Below are 14,202 nucleotides of genomic sequence, written 5' to 3' on the forward strand. Positions count from 1 at the left end.
TAAAGAATGTTTTCAGTGGTAGTGGACAACCAATGGCTGATACGCCCCTGTGTTGATGGTGGCACTGAGTACGTTTGCTTTCGTGCTGCAAGCTGCAATGATCAACCTGAAAGGGTTGAAATGCTTGTTGGCTTCCACCTTCCACCACAGATGCCGTTGCTCAAGAGTAGGCAGTGGATGGGACAGCAAGAGGCTTTGGTTTGTTGCAAACAGCTCCAGAACAGCCATGGCTATCGCTATGGTTCACCCCTCTTTTGAGCTGGTCTCGATACGCTCAGAGTAGTTCTCGTAGATCCATGGCCTCGGGCATCGGCTCCAGTTCGAATCCAGGGTCGCAGGATCCCTACTCCATCCTTGGTCTTGAACCAGGAGCCAGCTTCGAATCTGTGCAACAAGCAAAGGAAAAGCGGCTTTTAGAGGTAGGCGATGACCTTCAAGCCAAGGCAAGGGTTGAAGCGTCTTATGACGCTGTGCTCATGTCCAGTCTCAAGGAACGTCAGCTTGGCAAAGTGAGCAATGCTGCAGTTAATGCCTCTCAGCGAGAGGAGCTGCAGGTCGAGACAGCTGCTCGTAGTGGTGGAAGCAATGCTCTGCTTACACGTTTACGCAATATCAATTCATCAACTGCTAACACCAAATCAGGAGAATTCTGGCCGAATCTCTCTCTACCTGAAGGACAGGGCCTCACGGTTCGATTGGTCTTGGGAGGACTTGCCTTATTGCTTGTGATTGTTGCTCCTGTTGGAAGTACGGAGCTTATCCTTGCTGTATCAACAATTGCTCTGTTTCTGAGTCAGATCAGACGAGGTCGTCGCCCACTTGCATCATTGGGCTGGAGTGTTCTCTTGCTTGCTAGCGGCTTGATTCTTGGGGGACTCCTCCTGCAAGCCATGACAGCTATACCAAGCGTTACCCTGCCGATTACAGGAGACCAGCTTGAAGCGGTGCCAACAGTGTTGTTGCTTTGGGCTGGTGCACTCCTTTTGGATTGAGTAGATAAGACCCATGCGAACAATGGCTTGTTTTCTCGATATAATTAACTGATAAAAAGCTCTTATTTTACTTTTAGCTAGAAATTGAATATTTCTTTTGAATTGTTGTTTAATTCTATATTGCGAGCTTCCTGAAGAATGCTTTTGAGTTCTTCAGCAAAAAGACTTAGTGTTGCAATACTTGTCGGCCCTCAAGCCGTCTTGGAAGTAATTTTTTTAACTTCAACAACTACCTATTGATTTAAAGATCAAGACATATCTGTAGATCGCTGACCCAATTCGCTTTTGAAGCGTTACTTATCAATGGTTGGCCATTGTGAATTGCTTTTCTGTGACTTTCGATTGCGAAGGCAGCTAGTTATCTAAGTTGATTGTGAGTTATTGAGGCAGCTTATGAAGCCGACCTGAATCGAGCCGATACGCTGCACTTGACAAGCCCACAAAGAGTTCTGGCTCATGAGTGGCCACGATTAACAACTGTTCTCGTGCAAGCTTGGAAAGCAGTTCCAATACCTCATCACGTACTGACCAATCAAGCCCGGCGGTGGGTTCATCAAGCAGCAAAATGGTTGGCTTGCGCAGCAACTGAACAGCAAGGGCAAGCCGTCTTTGTTGACCTCCACTGAGACGTTCCGGTGCTTGCTTCATGTCGATTTGAGTCAGTCCCACCTTTTGTAGCGCTTGTGTTTGTTCCACACTGGTGAGTCGCCGATGCCCTAAGCGCAGCTCCTGGGCAACAGTTAAACCAAGAAAGTGCCGCTCTGGGAATTGAAAGACGACCCCACACATCCAGCGTCGTTGACGCTGATTTAAGGGTTTGTGTTCCCAGTAAATGGCGCCTTGTTGAGCACTTGCAAGTCCACTGATCACCTCTAGCAGACTGGTTTTGCCACTTCCACTAGCGCCAGCTATTACAACGGGTTGGCTCGCATGAGCAAGGAGATCAACTCCCTGCAGCACAGGTTCTTCAGATGTTGAGGGACGGTATTGAATGTCTTTCAGCTCCAGCATGAGCACCTCACTTCTCTGCTCACAGCAGCTAATGATCCTCCAATTTGATTGATGAATGCTTGCTTATGCAGACGGATCTGTCGAATGCCGCGATGATGCAGCCATCGTCGAGCTTTCATGGACGTTCGTTTCCGCGAGGTTGATCCATTCAACTGTTGGCTATGGCTTCACTTTGCCGATGTACCAAGCCAGGGTGAGCAAAATTACGTCGATGGCATCTTTGATAGTTGGTACGTGATTGGCCGTTTGGGTGGATTTAATGCTGAGAACCTACAAGTCCATGAGGAAGGTGCGGATCTCAGCTGGATCACTTACGACAATGAAGACGCCAGATCCGTGATCCCTGCGCTGATGCACAACATGGGCCAGTTGGAATATCAAGGCTGCTGGGCACGTTGTTGGGTTGATCTTGGTACAAGTGATGCTGTTGCACTTGATGTCTTGATCAACGCTCTCCAACAAATTGACTCCGATGTGGTGCAGTTGGATGAAGTGTTGATTGGTGGTGTCAATGATGACTGGCCTGTTGAGCCCCATCCCGACAGCATCTTTCCTGTGGAGGCCTAAGCAGTCTCTTGGCTGAGCTCAGGCGCCTTTTGGTTGAATCGCAGCGGTTTGATGCAATCACTGCTTCTGACCATTTGTTATCTCTCAAGCAAGACGAAGTCCATTACCTGCGCAGAGTGCTTCGCCTTCGCAATGGGCAAGCGGTTGCGGTTGTTGATGGTGTTGGCCATTTCTGGGAGGCCCATCTACAAGCAGGTGATTTTTTAAAACTTGACACGTCACCTTCGTCTCCTTCTCTACAACAACCTCGCCATCGTCAACAACTCGGTTTGGCTGTTGTTCTCCCAAAGCGTGGCTTTGAGGAGGTTTTGAGGATGAGTTGTGAACTAGGCGTCAACCTGATTCAGCCTCTACGTTCTGATAGGTGTACTCCTCAGGCGGAGGAGCGACCATTGCGATGGAAGGTGATCCTTAGGGAAGCAGTTGAGCAATCTGAGCAGCTTTGGCAGCCAGAACTTTTGCCCATAGCAGAAGCTTCAGCCTTGTGGAAAAGTCCACCAGATCATGCAGTTTTTGCTTTGGCCACCACTCGTCGGCAGGGACTGATTGATCTACAACTTTTGATGGAAGGATTGACCCCAGAAATCAACCAAGTCACAGTTGCGATTGGTCCTGAGGGTGGTTGGAGCCCATCTGAAGAGTGTGCCGCTGAGGCCGCCGGTTGGGTGCCTGTGGCGTTGGGAGATTCAATCATGCGTACTTGCACAGCTGCTGTGGCAGCTGCTCAAACAATGGTTTCAAGTCGACGGATCAGCTTGTCAAGAGATCAGTCAAGATCTGATTGAATTCCTGCAGGCTTGTTTTTGATCTACGCGGCTGCATTTTTACTCACGAATGTCAGCGCTTATCGGCGTCTTTTTCAAGCAAACCTTCATCTCATAGCGGCTTCCTTTGGCTCGAGGGCTTGGACTTCTTCAGTGATTTTCTGCACAGTCTTTTGAGGTGATAATTTTCTCAATGCTGAGATTGAGAAGATCAAAACCGTAGGCTGTTTTTTCTGCTTCATGCTCTGGTCTGCCAGACAGCGTCAAGCAATAGCCCACGCTTGCTGTCTCTTGTCCAATCTGGCCAAAGGCAGTGCTATCAAAGTTGATGCTTTTTTCTAATCCGACTCTGGTTCAATGGCTCTGGGCTTTTGCTCTCAACGCTCTATTGATTGCGCTGGCCCAGAGGCTGCCATTACTCACTTCCTCCGGATGGATTCATGCCGGGGCACTAGGCACCATCCTCTGGGGGTGTCTGGGCTGGCGTGGGTGGCTTGCGGTAGTGATTTATCTCGTACTGGGATCGATGGTCACCCGTCTTGGCATGGCCCAGAAGAAACTCGCTGGCCTTGCTGAGGGACGTGGTGGCAGGCGTGGGCCTGAAAATGTCTGGGGATCTGCAGCCACTGGTGCTGTAGTGGCAATCCTGATCAAACTGGGCCTTGGTTCCCAGTCTTTGCTGATGATCGGTTTCGCAGCAAGTTTTGCTGCGAAACTTGCTGACACCTTCGGCAGTGAGATAGGCAAACGTTGGGGCCGAACCACTGTGCTCATAACCACGCTGCGTTCTGTACCTGCTGGTACGGATGGAGCCATCAGTCTCGAGGGCACTCTCGCAAGTGCCCTTGGCAGTCTTTTGATGACCTTCGTGATGGTCTCCCTATCTCTGTTGCCTTTTGGTTTCCAGGCGATCTATGTTGCTTTGATTGGCTTATTGGCCACTCTTATGGAGAGCCTTTTAGGCGCAATTGCTCAGAACAAAATTAGTTGGCTGAGTAATGAACTTGTTAATGGATTACAGACAAGCTTTGCTGCTGTTTTTGCCATCGCAATCGCCGCTTGGCTTGGTTTGGCTGCTTAACCAGCTAATCAGATTTCTTTGTGGACCAAAGTTGAAGTTATTTAATTAAACCTCGCAAAACTCTTCGCAGCTTGTTCTCCTTCATCTTTTCGCGCTTTGCTAACTGTCTCAAGCTGATGTCATCGATGTAATGGGCGTAAAGCAAGTGTTGCTGGTGGTATGTTAGACGCTGAATAGCCTTTTTTAGCCATTGGTATTGCAGATCCGGTTCTTTCTGCTTTGGTGACTTGAGCCGTTCCAATAATGGGACTCTCTTCTCAACATGATTGCCACCTGTTGAACTCTCTTTGGCATCCAGAGATACAAGGTGTGTCTGCCATATGGCTTCCGCAACTTGATGCCAGCGGTCTGAACTTACATTTAATTGTGCAGCCAGTTGCTCTTCGGTGAAAGGTTTTAAGCCATCATTCTGCTGCTTCTGCTGGAGTCTCATGCCGCGGGTATATAGGTCTCTCAGTCGCCAGGGCACTCTCACAATCTTGCTTCTGTCTCTGCGGAAATGGAGGATCTGGCCGTTGGCACGAGCCATTGCATAGCTACTTACTTTAAATCCAAGATTGGCATCGAATTTCTCCATCGCCATGATTAATCCAAGCCTTGCTTCTTGAATGAGATCATCCAGTTCTTCTCCGCCACGGGTGGCTTGGCGAGTTGCTGCAAGGTTCGCCAATCCAAGGTGTTCAACTACAGCCTGATTGCGTTTTTGTATCGATTTGGGCAATGAAAATGAACGCTGATTCCCAGAGCACTCTGCTCTCTTTCTTCTCAAGGTTTTGCAAGAAGTTTGCGCCATGACTTGACTTTCTATTAACATCCTTAACTTTCTGCTTTGCTGCAGCACTGGTAAACCAACTAAAGGATGAACATCGGATTCCTTAGGGGTGATCTCAGCCAACCGTAGGAGTGAAGTTTGTTAGTGGTTCGAGCTGTGCCCACTCCAGCATCGATGTCCATGCCATCACCCGTTGGTGGATCCAGTCATGTCCCTCTGAGTTGAGATGGATACCATCGGGTTCGATCCAGCTCAGCCAGGCAGGTTCATTGAGCATGGCGTTGTGCAACGGCAGAAATGGCACATCAACCTCAAGACAGGCTTCCTCAAGCTGGGCTTCATAAACCGACCCCGATTGGTTTGAATACCAGAGGCATTGCGCAAATGGCATTACAGCTTCATCGACAGGAGTGAGGCCCATCACCATCACCTTGGTGAGGTGTTTCATCTCTGTCAGCATTTGCTGCAGGCCAAAGCGAAAGGCCTCTGCCGTGAGTTGGGGCCGGCCATCGGGGCGTCCAATACGTGCTGTGTCATTGAGGCCCACCGCCACAAGAACTGCATCAGGAACCTGACGACGGAGTTCGCCTCGACTTTGCCATTCCTTTTGCCAGCGTTTGGCAACACTTTCCAGTCCATCACCACGAATTCCAAGCTGGTAGACCACTGGGGCATCAGGGAGGCTCATCCATTGGCATCGCAGACGTTCACACCATCCGCCACCCTCTCGATCTCCCCATCCATAAACACCACTGTCACCTATGACAACGAGTCTCTTGTATGTATTGGCCATCACATCGAGAAGTGGAACCTGATCAGCTTTGTAGGTCTACAACCATAGGTAGCTTTTTAGTTGAACCAGTCCAGTGATATCGCAAGCGATCAGTGATCGATTCTCCGATCAAGGTCAGAGCTGTGAACACCGCGATTAGGACACTGACCTGTGCCCAGTTGAACGAACCAAGAGATTCGATTAACTGCCAACCCAGTCCAGTGCCTCCAACCATGCCAACTACCACGGTTTCTCGCAAAATCACGTCCGTTCTGTAAGCGGCATAGGCTAAATAGCTACGGCTTTGGCCGCTAAAGCATCCATAGAGCCAAGCCGATCGTGCTCCAGCGCCAGTCGCGCTTAAGGCTTTCAAGTTGTTGTCGCTTTGTTGGTCAAGCCCTTCTTTTAAGAGGCGACCCATCACTCCAATGTTGTGGGCTCCAAGTGCAAGAGCAGCAACAGCCACACTCGGTTTGCTGAAGAGCAGCAAAAATAGAGCAGTAAGAGGGGTTGGCATCAGTCTTAGCAGGCCCCAGATGATTCTTTGTATTGCTATTCCCAGTCGGCTTGGCCAAAGCATCATTGCTAGTGGCGGTGTTCCGATAGCGATTCCTGCTGCTAACACTGTTAGCAACATCGTGCTGCTGATTAATTGGATCCATGGGAGAGTGTGAATAGCAATTATTAGCTCATCAACGGTTGGCAATGGAAGGGGGCTCCAGTGAAGAGGTTCTCCTAGATCAATATCAACTGCATTTAGCCAGGGAATACTTAGTGCGCATAGAATCAATAAGACAATCAATATACTGGCAATTTGCCAAATCCCATTCTTCGATAATTTGAAATATCTACGTATCAAACTTAATATCTGCTCAAGACTAAACATTACTGCTGCTAGTAACCATAAAGCTGTCCATACGTCATGGAATTGAAGAGATTGAAGTGCCAGTTGAAGGTCAGTGCCAATACCACCCAATCCAAAAACCCCCAACACGGTTGCACCTCTTAATGCACATTCAAGTCGATATCCGACATAACTCATTAAGACAGGCCCCATCGCAGGGCCAAGAGCTGTAATTAAGGCGGAAGAGGAGCCCGCCCCAGCCTGTTTTAAGCCCCTTAGGGCTCGACGATCCTGGGTGTCAAGTTGATCACTTACGACTCGAGCAACAAGTGAGGAGTAAGGAATGACGATTGCAACAATTGCTACCCAAGGGCTCAGTCCAACCATTTGAAGTAACAACAAACCCCAGAGGAGTTCATGAATTGCGCGCGGCATTGCCAAAAGTCTGCGAATCACAATCGCTGGCCAGTTTGTCCCTAAAAAGGTCTCCCATACCACCCTGGCGCTGGCTATGCCAAGACAAATTCCAACTATTGAACTTATTGACCAGCTAAGAAGAGCTGTGGCCAAAGTGATCTGTATTCCTCTAAATGCACTTTGAACGACCTCTGCTTGAATAGATGGATGAACGGCAGCGCAAATAAACTCCCATAGGAGAGTGACTCCACCATTGTGGAAACTTATGAGTATAGAAATAAGTACAGGCAATAAAGCCAGTGCTGGCAAAAGGCTCAGGATTTGAGGAGTTGGACTGAGGCGACTCATGCAGATCCGTAGATCAAGGCTAAGGCTTCTTCATCAAGACATTCAGCAGGTTGATCAAAGACAACTCTCCCAGACTTAAGTGCGATTACCCTGTCAAAGTGCCGAAAAAAGGATGGTTGATGCAGGCTCATCAAAAGGGTTCTTTCTTCGCCCATATCACTAGTCATCGTGTTGTCCAAGAAAAGATGGAGGATTTTCTCTGCAAGGATTGGATCGAGACTGAATAAAGGTTCATCAGCGAGAATGAGTTCTGGTTTTTGACGTAAGAGGCGTGCTATTGCCACTCGCTGTCGCTGTCCCCCCGAGAGTTCGCTTACCATTGTAGAAAGGATGCTCGATGAAAGACCTACTTTTTTAAGACATTCACTGCAGGCATTTAATTCGATTGGCTTGAGTAAATTAGCTAGAGCCCATAGTAAATTTCTGTTAGCTAACGCACCACAGTTGATGTTTTGTGCAACGTTGAGCTCTTCTACAAGGCGAAGATCTTGCCACAGCGTTCCTATTTTTTTTCGTTGACGTTTCCCTAAGTTTGAGGTTGAATAATCTTGCCACATTACCTTCCCTAAATCAGGAATAAGAGTTCCGTTGGCAACCGCTAATAAGCTACTTTTTCCTGATCCGTTGCTGCCTACAAGTGCAACACGCTCCCCAGAAGAAATGCTAAGGTTGATATCATTAAGCCGATTCCCTCTACTACTGTGAACAAATACGCCCCTTATTTCGAGCAATTTTCTCACTGAATCTTTCCTAGTTGTCTGCCTATTTTCTCGATAATTATGTATTGATTTTGGTCTGCATCTACAAAACTACTTGCCCCAAAAAGTTCAAGTATTTTTTCTTGTGATTTCGAACTTTTCTTTAATCCAGTTAGGGTAGACTTTAGTTTTTCAGTGAAACCATCGCCAAACTTTTTATCGAGATTGGGTTGTCCTAGCCAGTGATAGTCTGCATATGGGGGCGTTCTCCAAATCACTTTCACTTTGGCTGGATCGATGCGGCCATTTTTTCGAGCCGACTCCCATACACTTTCGTTCAGTGCGCCAGCATCAAAAGAACCACTTTGCACCAAAGCAATTGTTGCATCATGACTGCCACTGAAACCTGGTTTGCCTCCAGAAAAATCATTCATTTGCACACCTGCTTGCTGAAGGAAGTGCTGAGGAATTAATCTTCCAGAGGTGGAACTTTCGGAGCCAAAAGTGAACCGCTTCCCATTAAGTTGCTGAAGCCCAGATTGGCTTTTTAATGGCTTAATTCCGCTCTTTGTATTGGCTATGAATACACTTGTAAATTTGGCATCAATATCTCTTTGCGCGATAACTTCTGCTCCTGGCTTCTGCAACCTAGCTTGTACACCTGTTAGGCCTCCAAACCAAACAAGATCAAGGCTGTCGGTGCGGAATGCACTGACTGCGGCTGGATAGTTCGTTACTGCTTTGTAGCGAACGGGCACATTTAATTCTTTACTCAGTTCAGACGAGAGTAGGCCGTATAAACGGTTCAAACGCTCAGGATTCTGATCGGGAATTGCCCCAATACGAAGTGTCTTCTCAGTTTGATTAGTGCAGCTCATCAACCCAAAGAAGCAGATCAATGCAGTGCGGACCAACGCCCCGCCTGGTCTTGAAGGCATGTTGTTTTTATTGTGTTTTGTGTTTAGCTCTGTTTGAGAGCTTTGCGGAGACGTTCTAGTCCATCGCAAATCGTTTCTGGTGAAACCGCACAGGTGAGGCGGACGCAACTGTCGTCTCCAAATGCTGCACCTGGAACCATTGCAAGCCCATGGTTTTCAAGAGCTTGCTCACAGAAACTTACTGAGTCGAGGCTTTCAGGTGGCAGTTTTGGGAAGGCGTAAAAGGCACCTTTTGGAGGAACCAGGCTCATTCCCTCAAGGCTAAGCAAGCCAGATGTGAGGAGTTCGCGGCGGGTGTTGTAGCTCTTGACCATCTTTTTCACACACTCCCTTGAGCCTTGTAGCGCGGCCAAGGCTCCACGCTGAGCGAAACTGCAGACATTGCTAGTGCTCTGGCTTTGGAGGGCAGTAGCAGCTTTTACAGCATCAGCGGGGCCGGCTAGATAACCCAAACGCCAACCGGTCATTGCCCAGCCCTTGGCAAAGCCGTTAACGATGAAGGTTCTGTTTGAAAGATCTGGTGCTATGGCCGAGAAGCTGTGATGCTGTTGCCCTTCTTCAAGAATGAACTCGTAGATCTCATCACTCAAGACCAGGATCTGGGGATGATCTCTCAGCAGATCAGCCAAAGTTTCCAGCTCCTTGCGTGCCATCACACGGCCGGTTGGGTTGCCAGGGGAATTAAGTAATAAAAGACGGGTTTTAGGGCCGATGGAGGCTTCTAGGTTGTTGAGATCTAGGCAGAAACCGTCTTCTGGAGTGGAGGGAAGTGTTGTCACCTTTGCACCAGCTAAGCGGGCCATTTCTGGATAACTCAGCCAATAAGGAGCAGGGATTAAAACCTCATCGCCCGGATTGAGGATCACTTGAAACAAGTTAAAGATTGCTTGCTTGCCTCCATTTGTCACCAACACTTGCTCTGCATTGGTTGGCACAGTGTTTTCTTTGCTGAGCTTGGTTGCTATTGCCTCACGGAGTTCGGGATCTCCGGCGGCAGGGCCATAACGGGTGATCCCATCACGGAGTGCCTTCACCGTGGCATCAATGATGAATTCAGGGGTATTGAAATCTGGCTCACCAGCACTCAGGCTGCAGATGTCGCGGCCTTCTTGCTGAAGGGCCTTTGCTCGAGCACTGATTGCCAGTGTGAGTGAGGGCTGAAGGGCAACGACTCGGTCGGAAAGATGAGGCGGGAGTGGCATTGGTGCCGCATCCCCTTGCGGGATGCCCGTAAGGACCACATCTTGCCTGATGCTCTGACATGGACAACCAACATCTTTCGATTGGCTTTTTAATGCTCATGGTTGACTTGGGTCGCAACCACTGTCCTTTGAAGGTCAATCGATCTTGCCAAGAGCTAGTTTTTGGAGACTCTTCGCGGTTTTTTAGTCTGAATTCGCCTAGATCTCCTCAACGCAAGTCGATGCTTTCCATCAGAGACGTTGCAGCTGTTCGCAATTAATTAAAATAAAACTCACAAGGATTGACCCATGTCTATGGGGCTCATATGGAGCGCACTAATGGCTGTGGTTCCTGTGACTTGCCTGTTGACCAGCCTCAGGTTGTTGTGAGTCGTGGAAACCCACATGCCTCTTTGATGCTGATCGGGGAAGCGCCAGGCGCTCGCGAGGATGAGCTAGGGAAGCCCTTTGTAGGACGTTCTGGTCAACTTATAGATCGTTTGATGGAGAGTGTTGGCCTTGACCCTCAAACTGATGCCTACATCTGCAATGTTATGAAATGCCGGCCCCCTAAGAATCGGCGACCGACACTTGTTGAGATTGCTTCTTGCCGTCCCTGGTTGCAACAACAGATTGAGTTGGTTGATCCCTGCGTGATTGCCTTGGCTGGCTCGACAGCAGTCGAAGCCATCCTTGGTATCAAGGGAGGAATTACCCGTCTTCGTGGTCAATGGCAGCATTGGCAAGGTCGTTTACTGATGCCGCTTTTGCATCCTGCCTACCTCCTTCGCAATCCATCTCCAGTAGATGGTGCTCCTGTTGCCCTCACCAGAGGCGATCTGCTCGAGGTCCGCCAAAGGCTCATACAAGTCAATAGGTGCGCTGTTGTGCCAATGTTGGATTCATCTAGGCGCCGTCTGCCATGAGTGCAACCATGGCTGAGTATCAATCCAGCACATCCAGGAGATACGACACCCAGATCCACCGACGTGTAACGCGCACTGTCAACGTAGGAGGTGTCTTGATCGGTAGTGATCATCCTGTCAGGGTGCAGTCGATGATCAACGAGGACACCCTTGACGTGGAGGGGTCAACAGCAGGCATACGACGCTTGCATGAGGCTGGTTGTGAAATTGTTCGTCTAACTGTTCCATCTCTCGGTCATGCCAAGGCCGTCGGTGAGATTTGTCAACGGCTTAGGGAGACCTATCAACCGGTACCCCTTGTGGCTGATGTCCATCACAACGGCATGAAAATTGCCCTTGAGGTGGCAAACCATGTCGACAAGGTGAGGATCAATCCTGGCCTTTTTGTGTTTGATAAAGCTGATCCAGATCGAACCGAGTTCAGCTCCGAAGAGATTGCATCTATCAGAGAACGCATTTCCGAGAATTTTGAACCGCTTGTCACTCGTCTCAAGCAGCAAGACAAAGCTCTTCGTATTGGAGTGAATCATGGTTCGCTTGCTGAACGCATGCTCTTTGCCTATGGAGATACTCCTCTTGGCATGGTTGAGTCAGCAATGGAATTCGTGCGAATTTGCGATTCGCTCGATTTTCATAACATCGTGATTTCGATGAAGGCCTCTAGAGCGCCTGTGATGTTGGCGGCTTATCGATTGATGGCTGACACGATGGATCAAGAGGGTTTCAATTATCCCCTTCATTTGGGCGTAACCGAGGCTGGTGATGGGGATTATGGAAGGATTAAAAGTACAGCGGGCATCGCAACGCTTTTAGCAGAAGGTCTAGGCGATACCATCCGAGTTTCATTGACCGAGGCGCCTGAGAAAGAAATTCCAGTTTGTTACTCGATTCTTCAATCCATCGGGCTGCGCAAAACGATGGTCGAGTACATCAGCTGCCCAAGTTGTGGCCGAACATTGTTCAACCTTGAAGAGGTTGTTCAGAAAGTGCGCGATTCCACATCCCATCTTGTTGGTTTGGATATTGCGGTAATGGGTTGCATTGTGAATGGCCCAGGTGAGATGGCAGATGCTGACTATGGTTATGTTGGTAAAGGCCCAGGAGTCATATCCCTCTATCGGGGCAGAGATGAGATTCGCAAGGTTTCTGAGTCTGAGGGTGTAGATGCGTTGATCCAGTTGATTAAGGATGACGGTCGATGGGTGGATCCGCCTTGAAGTCGTTATTGTGTGAGATCAGTCCAATTTGGACGCTATGCCCATCTCTAGAAGTCTTCGCTCATTAGGCCGCCAGCGCAGTTCATGGCTGGTCCTTCTGGGCGCGGGAGGAGCTGCTATTGCACTTGCCTCTCCAAGTTTGGGTTTACCAAGCAGTTCTTCTTCCGCTATTAGTGATAGCCCCAAAGAGGTGATTGATCAGGTCTGGCAGATTGTATATCGTGACTATCTTGATTCCACAGGTAAATATAACCCTGAAGTATGGAAGGGACTACGCAAGGACTTATTAGCCAAGAACTATTCAGCCACTTCAGAATCCTATGAAGCGATCCGTGGCATGTTAGCAAGCTTGGATGATCCCTATACACGATTCTTAGATCCAAAGGAATTTAAGGAAATGCAGATCGACACCTCAGGAGAATTAACAGGTGTTGGCATCCAGCTTTCTCTAGACAAGGATACAAAAGAATTAGTTGTGGTTTCACCAATCGAAGGAACTCCTGCCTCTAAGGCTGGTGTCCAACCTAAGGATGTGATCGTTTTCATTAATGGACAATCCACTAAGGGCATGTCTACAGCGGATGCTGTTAAGTTGATTCGTGGTAAAGAAGGTAGTGAGGTCACCCTTGGTCTGCGTCGCAGGGGTGAAGTTATCCAGGTCCCGTTGATACGTGCACGCATTGAGATACAGGCAGTTGATATCCAGTTAAATACGACAGTAAATGGTACAAAGATTGGTTATATCCGCCTGAAACAGTTTAATGCCCATGCAGCTAAAGGAATGCGAAGTGCTATCAAGAATTTAAAAAAAGAGGGTGCGCAAGGCTATGTACTCGACTTGCGTAGTAATCCTGGAGGTTTGCTTGAAGCCAGTATTGATATCGCACGCCAATGGCTTGATGAAGGTACAATTGTTCGAACAAAAACTCGTGATGGCATTCAAGATGTACGCCGAGCGAATGGAAGTGCCTTAACCCAACGCCCTGTTGTTGTTTTGGTGAATGAAGGCTCAGCAAGCGCAAGTGAGATCCTCTCTGGAGCACTACAAGACAATCACCGTGGTGTACTTGTAGGACAGAAGACCTTTGGCAAGGGCTTGGTTCAATCAGTTCGAGGCCTTTCTGATGGCTCTGGTCTTACTGTCACGATCGCTAAGTATCTCACTCCAAGCGGAACGGACATTCATAAAAATGGCATCAAGCCAGATATTAAGGCCGTGATGTCTGAAAAAGAAATCAATAATCTTAAGCTTGAGGATCTTGGTTCTGAGAAGGATAGTCAATACAAGGTGGCCGAAACAACACTAATTAAAGCCCTAAACAAAATACTTGATGGACCAATGTATAAGCCTGTAGGAGTTAAACTTCCTCAGGCTATTCCATCAACGCTATAATATCTAAAAGTTAGGCTTCCTGTTAAATAATGATTAATGTATGACCTTGCAGGATATGTACGAGCGCATAATAATTACGCCCCGTTTAATCTCTAAGTAACAGGTTGCATTAAGCCACCATCTCCACCTGAATTCGAGTCGTCGTCATCGTTTTCTGCTTCGCTTTGAAGAACAGCAAAAATGGCAATGGCGGCGAGACTCAACAATCCGCTCATTAATCCCATCATTCCCTGGTTGCTCCCGATCTCAGTGAATTCCCCCAAGGCACTTTTCGCTATTTG

The 14,202-nt window shown here is 48.4% G+C and carries 16 protein-coding genes; 8 read left to right on the forward strand and 8 right to left on the reverse strand.

Features of this window, described 5'->3' with window-relative positions; translation table 11 throughout:
* Positions 1–6: 6 nt before the first annotated feature.
* Together SIB79_RS05170 and SIB79_RS05175 are read left to right on the forward strand one after the other, a co-directional pair.
* Positions 7–258 carry a hypothetical protein gene (locus tag SIB79_RS05170; RefSeq protein WP_041374804.1) on the forward strand — a complete coding sequence of 84 codons (252 nt, stop codon included), beginning with the start codon at positions 7–9 and terminating at the stop codon, positions 256–258.
* A 38-nt stretch (positions 259–296) separates the two neighbouring features.
* Positions 297–992 carry a CPP1-like family protein gene (locus tag SIB79_RS05175; RefSeq protein WP_063404033.1) on the forward strand — a complete coding sequence of 232 codons (696 nt, stop codon included), beginning with the start codon at positions 297–299 and terminating at the stop codon, positions 990–992.
* Positions 993–1,370: 378 nt separating this feature from the next.
* Here the strand turns inward: SIB79_RS05175 and SIB79_RS05180 are convergent, their stop codons facing one another.
* Positions 1,371–2,003, reverse strand: a complete 633-nt coding sequence (locus SIB79_RS05180; protein ID WP_063404032.1) for an ABC transporter ATP-binding protein — start codon at positions 2,001–2,003, stop codon at positions 1,371–1,373.
* Positions 2,004–2,120: 117 nt separating this feature from the next.
* On the opposite strand from SIB79_RS05180, the gene SIB79_RS05185 reads away from it, so the two are divergent.
* The 3 genes from SIB79_RS05185 to SIB79_RS05195 all read left to right on the forward strand — a co-directional run bounded on the left by SIB79_RS05185 (position 2,121) and on the right by SIB79_RS05195 (position 4,415).
* Positions 2,121–2,570, forward strand: a complete 450-nt coding sequence (locus tag SIB79_RS05185; RefSeq protein WP_011130165.1) for a DUF3531 family protein — start codon at positions 2,121–2,123, stop codon at positions 2,568–2,570.
* Between the two features lie 8 nt (positions 2,571–2,578).
* Positions 2,579–3,355 carry a 16S rRNA (uracil(1498)-N(3))-methyltransferase gene (locus tag SIB79_RS05190; protein WP_063404031.1) on the forward strand — a complete coding sequence of 259 codons (777 nt, stop codon included), beginning with the start codon at positions 2,579–2,581 and terminating at the stop codon, positions 3,353–3,355.
* A gap of 307 nt (positions 3,356–3,662) precedes the next feature.
* Positions 3,663–4,415, forward strand: coding sequence for a DUF92 domain-containing protein (locus SIB79_RS05195; protein ID WP_063404136.1), 753 nt, complete (start codon positions 3,663–3,665; stop codon positions 4,413–4,415).
* A 37-nt stretch (positions 4,416–4,452) separates the two neighbouring features.
* On the opposite strand, the gene SIB79_RS05200 is transcribed toward SIB79_RS05195, so the two are convergent.
* From SIB79_RS05200 to SIB79_RS05225, 6 genes are all read right to left on the reverse strand, one after another.
* Positions 4,453–5,136, reverse strand: a complete 684-nt coding sequence (locus SIB79_RS05200) for a sigma-70 family RNA polymerase sigma factor (protein ID WP_236072668.1) — start codon at positions 5,134–5,136, stop codon at positions 4,453–4,455.
* 166 nt (positions 5,137–5,302) lie between these two features.
* Positions 5,303–5,980 carry a GDSL-type esterase/lipase family protein gene (locus SIB79_RS05205; protein WP_063404030.1) on the reverse strand — a complete coding sequence of 226 codons (678 nt, stop codon included), beginning with the start codon at positions 5,978–5,980 and terminating at the stop codon, positions 5,303–5,305.
* Between the two features lie 22 nt (positions 5,981–6,002).
* Positions 6,003–7,568 (reverse strand): hypothetical protein, encoded by a 1,566-nt coding sequence (locus tag SIB79_RS05210; RefSeq protein ID WP_063404029.1) that lies wholly within the window; start codon positions 7,566–7,568, stop codon positions 6,003–6,005.
* Positions 7,565–8,308 (reverse strand): ATP-binding cassette domain-containing protein, encoded by a 744-nt coding sequence (locus tag SIB79_RS05215; RefSeq protein WP_063404028.1) that lies wholly within the window; start codon positions 8,306–8,308, stop codon positions 7,565–7,567. The genes SIB79_RS05210 and SIB79_RS05215 overlap by 4 nt, the downstream gene beginning before the upstream one ends.
* Positions 8,305–9,204 (reverse strand): putative selenate ABC transporter substrate-binding protein, encoded by a 900-nt coding sequence (locus tag SIB79_RS05220; RefSeq protein ID WP_063404027.1) that lies wholly within the window; start codon positions 9,202–9,204, stop codon positions 8,305–8,307. Before SIB79_RS05220 ends, SIB79_RS05215 begins: the two co-directional genes overlap by 4 nt.
* A gap of 23 nt (positions 9,205–9,227) precedes the next feature.
* On the reverse strand, positions 9,228–10,406 hold the full coding sequence (locus SIB79_RS05225; protein ID WP_063404026.1) for a pyridoxal phosphate-dependent aminotransferase: 1,179 nt from the start codon (positions 10,404–10,406) through the stop codon (positions 9,228–9,230).
* Positions 10,407–10,711: 305 nt separating this feature from the next.
* Between SIB79_RS05225 and SIB79_RS05230 the strand changes: the two genes are divergently transcribed.
* Genes SIB79_RS05230 through SIB79_RS05240 form a run of 3 tightly spaced genes read left to right on the forward strand, consistent with a single transcriptional unit; the run spans position 10,712 to position 13,921 of the window.
* A complete protein-coding gene (locus SIB79_RS05230; RefSeq protein ID WP_063404024.1) occupies positions 10,712–11,311 on the forward strand; it encodes a uracil-DNA glycosylase in 600 nt (199 codons plus the stop codon).
* Positions 11,308–12,528 carry a (E)-4-hydroxy-3-methylbut-2-enyl-diphosphate synthase gene (gene ispG, locus SIB79_RS05235; RefSeq protein WP_063404023.1) on the forward strand — a complete coding sequence of 407 codons (1,221 nt, stop codon included), beginning with the start codon at positions 11,308–11,310 and terminating at the stop codon, positions 12,526–12,528. The genes SIB79_RS05230 and ispG overlap by 4 nt, the downstream gene beginning before the upstream one ends.
* Before the next feature lie 37 nt (positions 12,529–12,565).
* A complete protein-coding gene (locus SIB79_RS05240; protein WP_063404022.1) occupies positions 12,566–13,921 on the forward strand; it encodes a S41 family peptidase in 1,356 nt (451 codons plus the stop codon).
* 92 nt (positions 13,922–14,013) lie between these two features.
* Here the strand turns inward: SIB79_RS05240 and SIB79_RS05245 are convergent, their stop codons facing one another.
* Positions 14,014–14,184 carry a hypothetical protein gene (locus SIB79_RS05245; protein WP_196757461.1) on the reverse strand — a complete coding sequence of 57 codons (171 nt, stop codon included), beginning with the start codon at positions 14,182–14,184 and terminating at the stop codon, positions 14,014–14,016.
* Positions 14,185–14,202 lie beyond the last annotated feature (18 nt).

The organism is Prochlorococcus sp. MIT 1342 (genome assembly GCF_047304495.1).
Lineage (GTDB): Bacteria > Cyanobacteriota > Cyanobacteriia > PCC-6307 > Cyanobiaceae > Prochlorococcus > Prochlorococcus marinus_D.

Coding starts and splice junctions, on each gene's coding strand:
- SIB79_RS05170 (WP_041374804.1), top strand. CDS start 7: ATGTTTTCAGTGGTAGTGGACAACCAATGGCTGATACGCCCCTGTGTT.
- SIB79_RS05175 (WP_063404033.1), top strand. CDS start 297: ATGGCCTCGGGCATCGGCTCCAGTTCGAATCCAGGGTCGCAGGATCCC.
- SIB79_RS05180 (WP_063404032.1), bottom strand. CDS start 2,003: ATGCTGGAGCTGAAAGACATTCAATACCGTCCCTCAACATCTGAAGAA.
- SIB79_RS05185 (WP_011130165.1), top strand. CDS start 2,121: ATGGACGTTCGTTTCCGCGAGGTTGATCCATTCAACTGTTGGCTATGG.
- SIB79_RS05195 (WP_063404136.1), top strand. CDS start 3,663: ATGCTTTTTTCTAATCCGACTCTGGTTCAATGGCTCTGGGCTTTTGCT.
- SIB79_RS05205 (WP_063404030.1), bottom strand. CDS start 5,980: ATGGCCAATACATACAAGAGACTCGTTGTCATAGGTGACAGTGGTGTT.
- SIB79_RS05210 (WP_063404029.1), bottom strand. CDS start 7,568: ATGAGTCGCCTCAGTCCAACTCCTCAAATCCTGAGCCTTTTGCCAGCA.
- SIB79_RS05220 (WP_063404027.1), bottom strand. CDS start 9,204: ATGCCTTCAAGACCAGGCGGGGCGTTGGTCCGCACTGCATTGATCTGC.
- SIB79_RS05225 (WP_063404026.1), bottom strand. CDS start 10,406: ATGCCACTCCCGCCTCATCTTTCCGACCGAGTCGTTGCCCTTCAGCCC.
- SIB79_RS05230 (WP_063404024.1), top strand. CDS start 10,712: ATGGAGCGCACTAATGGCTGTGGTTCCTGTGACTTGCCTGTTGACCAG.
- ispG (WP_063404023.1), top strand. CDS start 11,308: ATGAGTGCAACCATGGCTGAGTATCAATCCAGCACATCCAGGAGATAC.
- SIB79_RS05240 (WP_063404022.1), top strand. CDS start 12,566: ATGCCCATCTCTAGAAGTCTTCGCTCATTAGGCCGCCAGCGCAGTTCA.